We start from the raw sequence: 13,379 nt of genomic DNA, 5'->3' as shown, positions 1-13,379 counted from the left end.
TGTGCAACAAATGGGGGAGGGGGATTAGTCGGAGAAACTACCCTGCAATCGCTCGGCGCGAAACTCCAGGGTTTGCGGGCGATAACCGGGGCGCAGGGGCGGCATCGGCAGGCAGTCTTCCCATTCGCCGCCGGCCTGCAATTCGCCGGGGCCACGATAGCGCGGGGCGGTGTATTGGTTGTCGGCCAGATTGACCGTGTCGCCCGGCGCATAGGCTGCAATGCGCCAGCGCAGTTCGGTCAGGGGCACGTCGTTGCCGTTTTTCATTTTCAGTTGCAGCGGACGATCTGCCGGGCATTGGTCCGGTGCATAGCTGATACGCATCTCAAGGCGCGCCAGTTGCTTGATCTCGCGGTTGTCCAGCCACACCACCCACATGGCCACGAAACCCAGGCCAATCGCCGCCGCCACCGACACCGGCAGGGCTTTGGCCGGATAGCGCAGCAGGAGGATCAGCCAGGTGATGACCAGCAGAATGCCGATGAACATGTCGCACAACCTCGAAAAGAGAGAGGGTCATCCTACCTAAGCGTAGGTGAGGTTGGCGATGGGCAGGGCAAAGTCAAAAGATCGCAGCCTGCGGCAGCTCCTACAGTTGGAACGCGTTTGTCCTGTAGGAGCTGCCGCAGGCTGCGATCTTCTGATTCTAAAAAAAAGCCCCCGCCCAACCCGCTGCGGATAGGGGACGCAGCGGGCTGGACGGGGGCTTCTTGTTTTATCGATCAGTTATTGCGCGATGGTCTTCACCGACACGCCGCGTTCGATCGGGGTGGAGCGACCGTAGATATCTTCGAAACGTTCGATATCGTCTTCACCCAGGTACGAACCCGATTGCACTTCGATGATTTCCAGCGGGATCTTGCCCGGGTTGCGCAAGCGGTGCACCGAGGCGATCGGGATGTAGGTCGACTGGTTCTCGCAGAGCAGGAACACGTTTTCATCGCAGGTCACTTCAGCAGTGCCGCTGACCACGATCCAGTGCTCGGCGCGGTGGTGGTGCATCTGCAGCGACAGGCATGCGCCCGGTTTCACCGAGATGTGCTTGACCTGGAAACGCCCGCCCATGTCCACCGAGTCATACGAACCCCACGGACGATAGACCTCGCAGTGGTTCTGGGTTTCGCTGCGGCCTTGCTCGTTGAGCGTGTTGACCATCTGCTTGACGCCCTGAACCTTGTCTTTGTGGGCGATCATCATGGCGTCTTTGGTTTCGACCACGACGATGTTTTCCAGACCGATCACCGACACCAGTTTGCCGTTGCCGTGGATCATGCAGTTCTTGCTGTCCTGAATAACCACATCGCCTTTGGTGACGTTGCCGTTGGCGTCTTTCTCGTTGACTTCCCACAGCGACGACCAGCAACCGACATCGCTCCAGCCGGCGGTCAGTGGCACCACGCAGGCGCGCTGGGTTTTTTCCATGACGGAGTAGTCGATGGAGTTGTCCGGGCAGCAAGCGAAGGTGGCTTCGTCGAAGGTGATGGTGTCGGCGTCCTGCTGGCTGCGCTCGAGGGTCAGCAGGCAGGTGTCGTAGATGTCCGGGTCGTGCTTTTTCAGTTCTTCGAGGAAGCGGCTGGCGCGGAACAGGAACATGCCGCTGTTCCAGTAGTAACCGCCGGACTCGACGTACTCAGTGGCACGTTTGACGTCAGGTTTCTCGACGAAGTGCGAAACGCGGCTGACGCCTTCGGGCAGCAGCGAGTCGCCGGTGGATTTGATATAGCCGTAGCCGGTTTCCGGTTTGGTTGCCGGCACGCCGAACAGGACCATTTCGCCGTTTTCGGCGGCGACGGTGGCCAGAGCGAGGGCGCGTTGCAGCGCTTTCTGGTCTTCCAGCACGTGGTCGGCCGGCAGCACCAGCATCAGTTCGTCACGGCCTTCATTGACCAGCATCATCGCAGTCAACGCTACGGCCGGCGAAGTGTTGCGGCCGAACGGTTCCATGAGGATGCGTTGGCATTCCAGATTGCGATTGGCCAACTGCTCGTTGACGATGAAGCGGTGATCCTTGTTGCAGACCACGATCGGGGTGTCCATGCCTTCGAACACCAGGCGCTCGAGGGTCTGCTGGAACAGGGTGTGTTCGCCGGTCAGGGCGAGGAATTGCTTAGGGAACTGCTTACGCGAAAGCGGCCAGAGACGCGAACCGCTACCACCTGACAAGATCACCGGAATCATATTGTTTACTCCATAAAATCGATTGGTTAGAGGCACGAACGCTGTGTCGTTTCACTCTTGTTTTTGTCTCGTACCGAGAGGCCGCCGCATTCCCCTGTAGGAGCTGCCGAAGGCTGCGATCTGTTGATCTTGATCTTCAAAAACAAAGTCAAAAGATCGCAGCGTGCCGCAGCTCCTACAGGGGTCAGCGTCTCATCGGAAAAATGATTAGCGAGTCGATACCGGGCGTTTCACCCAGACTGGCGACAGGCTGCTGCCGCTGCCGGTGACGTACAGCACCGCCGCTTCACCGCGCTCCAGGGCGACCGGTTTCACGTCGCCGACTTTCTTGTCACCTTCGTACAGCGCCAGGCTGACTTTCACCGGGTTGATTTCACGTTCGCCACGGCCCTTGGCGGCCACGTTCGGCACCACGTCGGTCTTGCCGTCGGCGGTCTTCAGGGTCAGCGGCTTGTCGCTGAGGTTCTGCACGCGCACCAGGGATTTCTGCTTGTTCTTGAACGGCGGCTCTTCGATCAGTTGCGGCGCGCCGGAAGCGTTGTTGACCAGGGTGTAGTAGTGGTCACCGGCGAGTTTCACCGGCAGGGTCTGGCTGCCGACCTTGGCGCTGTAATCACCGCCCGGCATGAAGCTGAAGTCGCTGCTGGCCAGTGGCGCAACGTCGCTCAGGTTGGTGCTGCCAACGGTGGCGCTGACTTCAGCGTTGCTGGCGTTGTAGACACGCACGAAGGTCGAGCCTTTCGGTGCGGTCGGGCCGTACAGCGCGGCATCGCCACCGGCGAAGGCTGGGACGGAGAGCACGCTGAGGCCAGCAACCAGTGCGAAGCTTTTAGCGAGACGACGAGGAGTAGTCGTGAAAGTCATGGTGTACCTCTCTTTCAGTTTTGCGCCCGATCGGGCGTCTCGGATTTAGTGTTGATTGCTACGTTTTGTTGGCGCGCGCCGGCTTGTTTAAGCTCTGCGACCCACTGCGGGTCGGCGTCGCCGATTTCGTTGTTCACAGGCAGATATCGTTCAGGGAACTCCCAGATCAGCACCTGTGGCGGGCTGTTCTTGAAGTCATCGCTTTTCAGGTAGCTGAGCATCGGCAGGATCGGGCCGTGGCCGTCTTCGGCGTAGCTCACCACGTCGCTGTGCAGCGCTTGTTTCAGTGCACCGACGAAGTTCCAGTTCGGGTTAGCGCTGTAGCTGGTGCCAACCAGTGCCACCGGCACTTCATTGCTGGCGAACAGCGCGTCGTCACCGACAGGCTGATCGCCCGCTGCGACGGTATTGCGCTTTTGCAGTGGCTCTTGCGCCGGCATCAGGTTTTCGAACAGCGGATCAAGCGGCAGGAACAGACGCAGGTCGCCCTTGTGCGTGACCTTCTCGGCTGGCGTGGTGACGAAGCGCTGCGGCTCGCCGCTGAGCGGGAACTTGTCGGCGATGGTTTTCGCCAGGGTGTTGGCGGCGATCTCGGCGCCTTCCGGCGTCCAGTGGGTGTCGGTGCGCAGGAACACTTGCTGACCGTTCTGCTTGGCCTGTTGCAATGGCTTGAGCAGGTCCGGGGCGAGGATCTTGTCGGCCGCCACACGTTGGTGGAAATCCTGATAGAGGTTTTCGTGGATGCTCGCCGGTTTCACTTCACCCAGATGCTCCGGGTACAGACGAACCTTGGCCGGCACGATCGCCATCACCAGTTTCACGCCTTTCGCTTTCAGGGTCTGGCGTACGCCTTCGACCAGCGCGTAGTTGCCTTGCAGGTTCAGCTCTTCGTTGACGATCGGGTTGAATTCCTCATCGCTGTACAACCACTGATCGCGACCGAGCACCACGCCCGGACGACCTTCGTTGAACAGTTTGAAATCCAGCGCGGCCCAGAGGTTGGTGCCCAGACGCTTGATCGGGAATTCATCGTCGTAATGCGTTTCCACAGCCTTGGTCCAGCGGCCGTTAAGCACCGTCGCCTCGGCATTGGTGCTGAAGCCGAAGAAGCTGCGAACCGACCACACACCGAGGACCAACAGGGTCACCAGGAACAGGGCGATGTAGAAGATGCGTAATGAGCGGGTCATGTCAGATCCCTCAGAACTGGAAGTAAAGGAACGGCGAGAAGCTTTGCGCCGAGAGTTTGAGAATCGAGGCGATGAACAGCAGCAGGATCAGGCCGCGCATCACGTAGCGCGACCAGTCCGCACTCCAGTAGGCCGGTTGCACCTGGGCTTCGACGCCGACGGTGTAGCCAGGCTCATGGATGCTCGCCGGGTTTTCGCCGGGTGCGGCTTTGATCATTCCCGGGGTCGCGGTGGCAGGGCCGTTGGCCTCGACGTTGACTTCAGGCTTGGTCTTGGCTGGCGGCTGATTGGTGTACAGATCACGCAGACCGAAGAACGCCAGCGTCACGTACGCAACAACCAGAGTCGCCACTTGCAGACCGGTGAGGCTGGCCTGATTGAGTTCCGACAGCGACCAGTCGCCAAAGCTGAACATTGCGCCGTACATACGACCGGCAACGTGCAGATTTTCGGCACGGAAGATTACCCAGCCCATGACCACGAGCAGGAAGGTCAGCGCCCAGCGAATCGGGTTGAGGCTGCGCGGAGAGGTGTTCAGGCCCAGCGCTTTTTCAATCGCCAGCCACATGCCGTGCCAGGCGCCCCAGACGATGTAGGTGATGTTCGCGCCGTGCCACAGACCGCCGAGGAGCATGGTCAGGAACAGGTTGCGATAGGTCATCAGCGTGCCTTTACGGTTACCGCCGAGGGTGATGTACAGATAGTCACGCAGCCAGGTCGACAGGCTGATGTGCCAGCGACGCCAGAACTCGGTGATCGACTGGCTGATGTACGGCTGCTTGAAGTTTTCCATGAAACGGAAACCCATCATCAAGCCCAGACCGATGGCCATGTCGCTGTAACCGGAGAAGTCGAAATACAGCTGCGCGGTGTACGCCAGCGCGCCAAGCCAGGCGTCGCCGGTGGTCGGGTTTTGCAGGGCGAAGCAATGGTCAGCGACCACCGCGAGGGTGTCAGCGATGAAGACCTTTTTGATGAAACCCTGCATGAACCGCGTGCAGCCCTCGGAGAACTTGTCGAGGGTGTGCGTGCGGTTGTTGAACTGGTCGGCGAGGTCGCGGAAACGCAACACCGGGCCGGCAATCAGGTGCGGGAAGATCGCCACGAATGCCGCGAAGTCGATCAGGTTGCGCGTGGCCGGGGTGTCGCCGCGATACACGTCGATGATGTAGCTGATCGACTCGAAGATGTAGAACGAGATACCGATCGGCAACAGCACGTGGGTGAGGATGAACGGCTCAAGACCGACCGACGTCATCATCGCGTTGATGCTGTCGACGCCGAAGTTGGCGTACTTGAAGTAGCCGAGGATGCACAGGTCCACCGCGACGCCAAGCAACAGCCAGCGCTGCGCCGGTTTGGTCCGCACACCGGCGGCACCGACTTTAAGGCCGATCCAGTAGTTCCACAGCGTGACGGCCGCGAACAGCGCGAGGAAGTCCACACGCCACCAGGCGTAGAACACGTAGCTGGCGATCAGCAGCAGCAGGTTGCGATAGCGTTGCCCGCTCAAGTAGTACAAGCCGAGAAAGATCGGCAAGAACAGAAACAGGAACACGTTGGATGAAAATACCATCCCGATCTCTCCATGTTTGAACCAACAGTCAAGGGCCAAAGCCCCCCCAAACCCCCCGTGGTAGTGGAGGGGTGATGCGTGTCTGCTTGAGGTTTCGGGGAGGCCTTCAGACCGCGCCCCTCACCCCCCGCCCTCTCCCGGAGGGAGAGGGAGCCTGATCTCCATGGTTTTCAAAAATGGAGATCGACCCGGTATTTCTGTGCAGCCTGATCTCGATTGTTTTTCAACACCTGAGATCGACTCGGTATTTCTGTGCCGCCTGATCTCGGTTGTTTTTTCAACACCTGAGATCAACTCGGTATTTCATTTCGGCGTAACTCGTACAGCCACCTCGGTCAGTCCCCTCTCCCTTTGGGAGAGGGTTAGGGTGAGGGGCTTTTGCTTTATGAGCCTTTGTTGCCCTTCTCATGCGACGGGTCATAGACCTTGGTCAGGTCGCCACCCAGCCGGAAGGTCTTGAACGGCTGCATGCCGTGCTTCTTCTCGATCACATCCGGCGCACAGGTGTAGAGCGTGCAGAACGGTTCGAGCCAGGCGAATTTCATGTCCTCTTTCAGATCGGTCATGTCCTGCTCTTTGCCGTTCTTCTTCTCGAATTCGTCCGGGTCTTTCACCCCCGACAACACCCGGTCACCGAGACGTTTCAGCGCGCCGTTGTTTTCCTGACGCAGATCGACACCATTGACCTGGGCGAAACTGGCGATCATCGCCAGTGGCGGCAGGGCGTAGTTGTGATAGGCGAGGGCGCGCTGCTGGCGCTTGAGTTCGTTCGGCAGGAAGCCGTCGGCATCGACTTGATTGACGCCGACCTTGTATTCCTTCACTGCCCAGTCAAACAGGTCGCGGCGGTTGGTCGCGACTGACGTCGCCATCACCGACCAGGCGGCCCAGTACGAGTGGTTGTTGGTTTTTTCCAGCGGCAGGTTGTCCCAGTCGCTGACGACCTGGTCAGCCATTTTGCTGAACCACGCCTCGATCAACTGCGCTTCCTGCTGATGCTGCGCCAGCGGATGCGAGTCGGAGAATTTCAGGCGAATGTACGAAGAGGCCATGCTGCCCAACGCCCATTTGCGCATCGACTTGCCGGTGTGGTTGAAGTCTTTCGACATCAACGCATCGGCCTTGGCCCACGCGGTCAGCCAGTTCAGTGTGCAGTCGAGCTGTTCCGGACGACCGTCGCGCATGAACTGCATCACCCGTTTGGCGGTGCCGCGTTCCAGCGTGGTGATGTCTTTGGTGGTGTCGCGAAAGGCTTTTTCTGACTGCACGTTCAGCGTTGCGCGAGCCTTGTCCGAACCTTCGTATTTGCTGCGAAATTGCAGCGGCCCGGTGTACGGCGTCGGCATCGCGTCGCAGCCTTCGCTTTTGTCACCGGTCTTGAATTTATCCACAGGCGCAAAATAGCCCTGGGGTGGACGCAGTGGCGCGGCGGCCTGCGCGGTGCCGGCGAAGATCGCCAGCCCGAGCAGCGTCGGCGCTAAAAGAGTTTTCAGTTTCGAGTTTCGCATAGCAGACCTCATTGCCCGACCTGAGCGGTTTGTTGCCCAGCGCCCGGGAATACGTTGCGTTTGCAGATTTTCGCTTCGACTTTCTGCGGCGCGGTGCCCGCTTCCGGACCCTGGACTTCGACCGCCAGCAGGTTTTGCGAGGCCCAGTCTTCGTCCGTGCGCAGCTCAAAGGCGAAACGACCGTCGGTGTCGGAGGTTTCCGGTTTCTCGATCTTGATGTCCTCGTGGCGACCGTTCATGTACCAGAGGGTGGCTTGCAGGGTTTTCACCGAAGGGTCGGCGAAGCGGATGTCGACCTGATGGCTGCTGTTCTGCAGGTTCAGGTTCTTGCTGTTGACCAGCAGTTCTTGTTTGCCGCCCGGCTTGAGCGTGGTGCTCGCGGACATCTGTGCGTCTTTGCCTTCGCAGCCGTTGTCGAGCAGGGACATCATCTGGCGATAGATGGTCTCCTGGTCGAGGCGATACAGCGGCGAGAATTCCCAGATGAGAATTTTCGGCGGGGTCTTCTGGAATTCGTCGCTGCCCAGGTACTGCAACATCGAACCTTCCAGGCCACCGCCGGGGAAGGCGACGTTGAGAATGTCAGCGCCGATGGCTTCTTCGAGGAAGCCGGCGAAGTTGTAGTTCTTGCCGCTGTGCGAAGTACCGACCAAGGTAATTTGCGGGTTGCCGGAATCGCCGAACAGGTCGCCATCGCCTGCTTCGCCTTTCGGCTCGGTGGTGAACTGATCCATGTACTGGATCGCGTAACTGGTGCCGCACAGTTGCCCGGCCATGTTGTGCAGGGTGCCGGTCTTGCCCATGCGCCCGGAGCGCTTGGTTTCGAATTCACGCTTGGGAATGTCGGCGAAGGCCGGGATCTGCTTGACCTTCTCGGCAACGATTTTCGCCGTGCGCTGTGCGCCGTAAGGGGTCCAGTGCTGGTCGCCGCGGAAGTAGAAATCGTGGGCGGGCAGGGTGTCCGGCAGCGATTCGTTGGTCAGCGGCGACAGGTCTGGCACCACGTAACCCATCTTGGCGAAACGGCCGAGCATGGTCTTGTAATTACCCAGCGCTTTCTCGTAATCGAACGCGGCTTTTTCCTGCGGATTGAGCTTGTTGCGGTTCACCAGACCACGGGTCGGCTGGTAAACGATCACCAGCTCGACGCCTTTGGCCTTGAACGCATCGTGCAGTTGTTGCAGGCGTTTGTAGCCGGCCGGGGTGGTGTTGAATTCGGTGCGCAGGTCTTCCTGCGTGCGGAACAACCAGTCGCCTTGCGCCTGCACCAGGGTGGTGAAGTTTTGCTGATAACGCGTGGTGTAATTCTTCGCGTCATGCGCCGCCGGGCACAGGTTGCAGCACGGTTCGGCGCTGAACTTCGGCGGTGTGGCCGCGGCGCCTTCATCGGCGCGGGCGCCGTTGCTGGCCGCGAGAATGCCCACGGTCAGGGCCGACAGGCTGAGTAATCTGATCAAGTGTGGGTGCATAAAATTATCCTCAGTCCCGCATTTCGGTCTGGCGTTCGACAGGGTCGATCAGCACGGCTTTCTGCTGGCGCACCAGCAGGTCGAGAATTTCATCCTGGCGCTCGCCGAGGATGCCATTGAAGCTGATGCCGCTGGATTTGGTCGGCGCCAGCATCGACACGCGATACAGCTCGACACTCAACGGCGAATCGATCGACAGCGGGCCGCTGCCATTCGCCGCCAGCTCACCGCCGACGACGATCAGCGACACCTGTGCATCGAACGGGTCGAGCTTGATGTCACGGTCGGTGTCGGTGAGGTCTTTGATGTGGCCGTAGACACCGGTCAAACCGTTGGCCATGGCGACGTTTTCGTAGAGGCGGATGTTCACGCTGTTACGAATGCGGATGCCGTGGCGCTTGTTGCTGATGACCTTGTTGCCCCACAGCAGGTTGTCGGCGGACTCATAGAGGGTGATGCCGTCGGTGTGGTTCTTGTAGATCTCGTTGTAGGCAATGATGTTGTTGACGCTGTTACGGTCGATCACCAGGCCTGAGAGGTGGTTGTCGTAGCTTTTGTTGTTGAAGATGAAGCTGTCGTTGACCTCACGGGAAATAATGATCCCGTGCTTCTTCTTCGTACCGTAAACGGTGTTCTCGGCAATGATCAGGCCGTGGGAACGGTCGTGCGGGTCGATGCCGTAGACGATGTTGTCTTTGTAGGTGTTGCCCTTGACCACGAAGTCGCGGGTCTCGTAGCAGTAGAAGCCGTACCACATGTCGGAGAATTCGGAGCCGACGATCCAGCCGGTCGGTTCAGGACGCTTGAGCACCTTGGCCATGTTCGGCGTGTACTGGGAAATACTCACCCCGTACGACTTACTGTTGGCGTAGCCGAAACTGGCCATCTTGCTGTTGACGATGTAGGTCTCGGTGCCGCCCCAGGCGAGCAGGAACGGACGGAATTCCTTCGGCGAACGGAAGGTCGCCGGGCCGTTGTCCTTCTCGCGCCAGCCAGTGATTTTGGTGTCACGTACGAACAACTGGCCGTCGTTGACCAGGAACGAGCCGGCTTCTTGCGACAGGCGCAATTCCTGGGTCTGGCCGTCGATTTCGAGGATGCCTTTACGGCCAACGACGATCGGCAACTTCGCCAGGTAAACGCCCGGCGCGGTCTCGCTGAAATACTGCTTTGGCAGTTTCTGCGCCAGATCCTTGAGGTTCATGTAGCCGTCGTCGACGAAGATCGCCTGCGGGATGCCGTGCTGACGCACCACCCATTCGGCCATCTTGTTATCGCCGCCGATGAAGTCCTTAAGGGCGTCTTCCTGCATCATCCGGCGCACGCTGATCTTGCCCGGTTTGCTGCGGACGATTTTCGCCGCAGCGGCCTCGGCGGTGAAGCCGGACAGGTCGGGCAGTTTCGGCGCGGCCAGATTCAGCGCGTCGGTGGGTGCGCTGCTGACGGTGTACGTCTTGGCCTGTTGCAGCTCTTTGGCCGTGGTCGCAGGCTTTGCCGGCTCCACATTGGCGAAGGCGCCTGCGCTGGCCAGCAGCATCGCGCCGGCCAGCAGGCTGAGTGAGCCTATCCTGGTGCTGATCATGTCGGGCACTCCCTTGGCGGTTTGCATCAGAAGCGCCAGATCACGTCGATGAACGCGCGGTGCATGTACGAATCAACCTGCTTGCCGTAGGCATCGCCCGGTTTGAACACACCGCCACGGAAGCGCACCAGGGCCGAAGGCTCGTCGATCGACTGGCTCAACGCCGCCGGCAACAGGCCTTGCTTGAAGTACTTGGTGACAACCAGGTCCATCTCCTGACCCAGGTCCTTGTTGCCGTCTTCAAGCGGCAGCGAGGTGCTGGAGAGAATCGCGCCGGTGGCGTCGTCGGTGTTGTTTTCCACGGCATTGATGCCGTTGCTGCCCACCGGCTTGTTGCCGTCGACACGCCAGAACTTGTGGTAGATCAGGCTGGCGTCGTACTCATCGTTGACCATCCACGAACCGAACAGGGTGGCGGTCTGCATGTTGTTCATTTCGCCACGGAAGGCTTCACCGAAACGGTGCACACGCGAACGAGTACCGGTGTAGTTGGAGCGGTTGCTCTCCAGACCGTTCTGTTCGTAATCGGCGCTGGCGCGGGCATAGGCACCGCCGACTTGCCATTGCGGATCGAGGCGCAGGCGCACACCGATGTCGGTGGCCCAGCCGTTGACGTCATCGCTGCGCTTGGCTTGCGCCGGGCGCGAACCATCGGCGTTCAGCGCATTGACCGTGTCACGGTCGCCGCTCATGCCGGTGATGCTGCCCCAGTAGTTGACGGTGTTGGTGTTGCGCCAGTTGTAGGCGTCGCTGTCGGCGGTCAGGCCGAGCCAGCTGATGTCGCCGTTCTGGGTTTTATCCAGCGAATCGCGCGGGACGCCCGGTTCGGCGTAATCGAGTTTGCCGTCATCGTGGGTGTGATGACCGCGAATGCCGACCCATTGCCCCGGCGTCCACTGGTAAGCGGCATCGGCGTAGGCGTGCAGGCGATCCTTGTCTTTCGGCGCCAGCTCTTTGAGGTCGGTGCGGTATTCGCTGAAGCGTTCGGCAACACCGGCGTTGGCGCGCAACAGGGTGGTGTCGAAGGTCCAGTTCAGCGCTTCGATATTGGTGTCGCGCCATTGGCCGTCGTCATTGCGCAGACGCTGGCGACCGAACTTGAGCATCTCGCCCGGGTACGGGGTGAGGCCGCTGTAGCCGACCCAGAACTCGCGCATCGCCAGGTAGTTTTTCTTGGTTTTGCGATCACTGTTGTCGGTGGCTTGTTCACCGTCGGATTGTTGCAGGGTGTCGGTTTCAATGATGTCGGTCGAGGTCACGGCCTGGCCCATGGCGTAGGCGCTCCACGCGCCGCTTTCGCCGTAGATCCATGGACGCAGGTCGAGGCCGACGCCATTGACGTCGCCGCCACCGGCGGTGCCGAGGTCACGGTCGTCTTCGGACTGGCCGGTGACTTTCACTTCCAGGCCGAAGTTCTTGGTTTCAGTCATCGCGGCCAGTGTCGGGCAAGACCAGATCAGCGCGAACGAAAGGCCAATGCCGGCCTTCACGAATGGATTCAACTTCATAATTTTTCCTCGCCGTCTTCTTCTTGCAGGGCGTGCAGTTGCAGCGTGTTCGGGTTCAGAGCGCCACGGCTGGCTTGCTCTTGTTGCAGCAGACGCTGGGCTTCGGCCAGACGCTCGGGCGGCAGTTGCGCGGCGAGGGTGGTCGCCAGCTCATCGGCTTGCGGGGTGTTTTGTGCTTTGGCCAATTGGCTGAACACGTAGGCGTTGAGCGGGTCGGGCTTGGTGCCTTTGCCTTGGGAGAACAGCTGGGCGATGGCGAAGTCGGCGCTGTTCTGGCCGTTGCGCGCAGCGGTCAGCAGGTGGTCGAGGGCCTTCTGCGGATAGACCTTGCCCAAGTAACCACGGCGATAGATCTGGCCGAGGTAGTAGTCGGCGGCGACTTCGCGGCCAACGGCTTTCTGGAAATGTTCTTCGGCGACTTTGGCGTCGGCCGGGACCAGTTTGCCTTCGTAGTAGAGCTTGCCCAGCAACAGCTCGGCGCGTGGCTGGTCGGCGGCGCGGCCGTTGTCGAGGTACTTCATCATCTGGTCGACGTCGCCCAGTTCCGGGTAGTCGTAGAGCAGTTGTGCGAGGGTCACCCACGACGCCGGGTAACCCGGAGCGATCGGCTCCAGCAGCGACTGCGCGGTTTTCTCGTCGGTCTTGCCGAGGGTCGAGTCGGCCAATACACGGGCGACGGAATCGACGCGTTGTGCGGTGACGGTGCCACGGCTGTAACCGGCCTGCATCTGCTTGATCAGCTCGGCCTGTTGCTCTGGCTGGGCACGTTTCTGATAGACCGTGGCCAGTTCGACGTAGCAGATGTCGGTGGTGTTGAGCGCGGTTTTGCAGATCTTTTCCACGTCATCCAGGTGCTGGTCGTAGGTGCCCTGAGTGCGATACAGCAGCACCTGCGCCAGACCGGCTTCCGGGTAACCGGATTTGCGCCACTGATCGATCTGCTGCTGAGCGTTGATGTTCGGGAAGCTGTGCGGGTATTGCAGGTACAGCATCGCGAGCGGGATCAACGTGTTGCCTTCGCCATTGGCGGCGGCTTTTTTCAGCAGGCTTTCGGCTTCGTGGTGCTCGGCTTCGGTGGAACCCGGCTTGGCCACCAGCAAGCGGCCGAGACGGGCCTGAGCACGCGGCGAAACACTGGCGGCGGCGCGGTAAGTCGCTTCGGCCTGTTTCATTTGCGCCGGGTCGCGGCTGTCGACCTGGATATCGGCGAGGCCGACTTGCGCTTCGCTGTAACCGAGATCGGCCAGTTGCTGATAATTCTGCGCAGCGGTGGCGGTGTCGCCACGTTTGAGCGCTTCGTTGGCCAGACGCTGATCGGGCAGGCCGGCACAACCGGCCAGACTCACCGCCAATGCCAAGGCACACACTGTTCCCATGTAGGAGTGAGCCTGCTCGCGATTCAGGCAACTCGGTACATCAGACAAACCGCGGCGCTCCCATCGCGAGCAAGCTCGCTCCCACAGGGTCGGCGGTGTGTTGAAGATAGGAGTAGTCACAGGCATAT

The 13,379-nt window shown here is 60.2% G+C and carries 10 protein-coding genes; all 10 read right to left on the bottom strand.

What is annotated here, in order from left to right; translation table 11 throughout:
• Positions 1-24 precede the first annotated feature (24 nt).
• The 10 genes from H8F23_RS02745 to algK all read right to left on the bottom strand — a co-directional run bounded on the left by H8F23_RS02745 (position 25) and on the right by algK (position 13,377).
• Positions 25-489: a multidrug transporter gene (locus H8F23_RS02745; RefSeq protein ID WP_194933347.1), complete on the bottom strand. Its 465-nt coding sequence runs from the start codon at positions 487-489 to the stop codon at positions 25-27.
• Positions 490-726: 237 nt separating this feature from the next.
• Positions 727-2,178: a mannose-1-phosphate guanylyltransferase/mannose-6-phosphate isomerase gene (locus H8F23_RS02740; protein ID WP_194933346.1), complete on the bottom strand. Its 1,452-nt coding sequence runs from the start codon at positions 2,176-2,178 to the stop codon at positions 727-729.
• Between the two features lie 207 nt (positions 2,179-2,385).
• Complete coding sequence (locus H8F23_RS02735; protein WP_007914291.1) at positions 2,386-3,042, bottom strand: alginate O-acetyltransferase AlgF; 657 nt, start codon at positions 3,040-3,042, stop codon at positions 2,386-2,388.
• A 14-nt stretch (positions 3,043-3,056) separates the two neighbouring features.
• Positions 3,057-4,232 (bottom strand): alginate O-acetyltransferase, encoded by a 1,176-nt coding sequence (locus H8F23_RS02730; protein WP_194933345.1) that lies wholly within the window; start codon positions 4,230-4,232, stop codon positions 3,057-3,059.
• A gap of 10 nt (positions 4,233-4,242) precedes the next feature.
• On the bottom strand, positions 4,243-5,808 hold the full coding sequence (locus H8F23_RS02725; protein WP_064118394.1) for an MBOAT family O-acyltransferase: 1,566 nt from the start codon (positions 5,806-5,808) through the stop codon (positions 4,243-4,245).
• Positions 5,809-6,191: 383 nt separating this feature from the next.
• On the bottom strand, positions 6,192-7,316 hold the full coding sequence (locus H8F23_RS02720) for a mannuronate-specific alginate lyase (protein ID WP_093436266.1): 1,125 nt from the start codon (positions 7,314-7,316) through the stop codon (positions 6,192-6,194).
• Positions 7,317-7,324: 8 nt separating this feature from the next.
• The gene (locus H8F23_RS02715; RefSeq protein ID WP_194933343.1) at positions 7,325-8,785 is read right to left on the bottom strand and encodes an alginate O-acetyltransferase; all 1,461 of its coding nucleotides are present in this window, start codon (positions 8,783-8,785) and stop codon (positions 7,325-7,327) included.
• Positions 8,786-8,795: 10 nt separating this feature from the next.
• Positions 8,796-10,367, bottom strand: a complete 1,572-nt coding sequence (gene algG, locus H8F23_RS02710; protein WP_194933342.1) for a mannuronan 5-epimerase AlgG — start codon at positions 10,365-10,367, stop codon at positions 8,796-8,798.
• A gap of 26 nt (positions 10,368-10,393) precedes the next feature.
• Positions 10,394-11,875, bottom strand: coding sequence for an alginate export family protein (locus H8F23_RS02705; protein ID WP_194933340.1), 1,482 nt, complete (start codon positions 11,873-11,875; stop codon positions 10,394-10,396).
• Entirely contained in the window at positions 11,872-13,377 is a 1,506-nt protein-coding gene (algK, locus tag H8F23_RS02700) for an alginate biosynthesis TPR repeat lipoprotein AlgK (RefSeq protein WP_324187875.1), read from the bottom strand. The genes H8F23_RS02705 and algK overlap by 4 nt, the downstream gene beginning before the upstream one ends.
• Positions 13,378-13,379: the final 2 nt, after the last annotated feature.

The sequence above is a fragment of the Pseudomonas neuropathica genome, assembly GCF_015461835.1.
In the GTDB taxonomy this organism is placed as follows: Bacteria; Pseudomonadota; Gammaproteobacteria; order Pseudomonadales; family Pseudomonadaceae; genus Aquipseudomonas; species Aquipseudomonas neuropathica.
This window is presented reverse-complemented; position numbering and strand designations above follow the sequence as displayed.

Excerpts from the sequence above, each read along its gene's own strand:
- H8F23_RS02725 (WP_064118394.1), bottom strand. The coding sequence starts at position 5,808 with ATGGTATTTTCATCCAACGTGTTCCTGTTTCTGTTCTTGCCGATCTTT.
- algK (WP_324187875.1), bottom strand. The coding sequence starts at position 13,377 with ATGCCTGTGACTACTCCTATCTTCAACACACCGCCGACCCTGTGGGAG.
- H8F23_RS02730 (WP_194933345.1), bottom strand. The coding sequence starts at position 4,232 with ATGACCCGCTCATTACGCATCTTCTACATCGCCCTGTTCCTGGTGACC.
- H8F23_RS02740 (WP_194933346.1), bottom strand. The coding sequence starts at position 2,178 with ATGATTCCGGTGATCTTGTCAGGTGGTAGCGGTTCGCGTCTCTGGCCG.
- H8F23_RS02705 (WP_194933340.1), bottom strand. The coding sequence starts at position 11,875 with ATGAAGTTGAATCCATTCGTGAAGGCCGGCATTGGCCTTTCGTTCGCG.
- H8F23_RS02735 (WP_007914291.1), bottom strand. The coding sequence starts at position 3,042 with ATGACTTTCACGACTACTCCTCGTCGTCTCGCTAAAAGCTTCGCACTG.
- H8F23_RS02715 (WP_194933343.1), bottom strand. The coding sequence starts at position 8,785 with ATGCACCCACACTTGATCAGATTACTCAGCCTGTCGGCCCTGACCGTG.
- algG (WP_194933342.1), bottom strand. The coding sequence starts at position 10,367 with ATGATCAGCACCAGGATAGGCTCACTCAGCCTGCTGGCCGGCGCGATG.
- H8F23_RS02745 (WP_194933347.1), bottom strand. The coding sequence starts at position 489 with ATGTTCATCGGCATTCTGCTGGTCATCACCTGGCTGATCCTCCTGCTG.
- H8F23_RS02720 (WP_093436266.1), bottom strand. The coding sequence starts at position 7,316 with ATGCGAAACTCGAAACTGAAAACTCTTTTAGCGCCGACGCTGCTCGGG.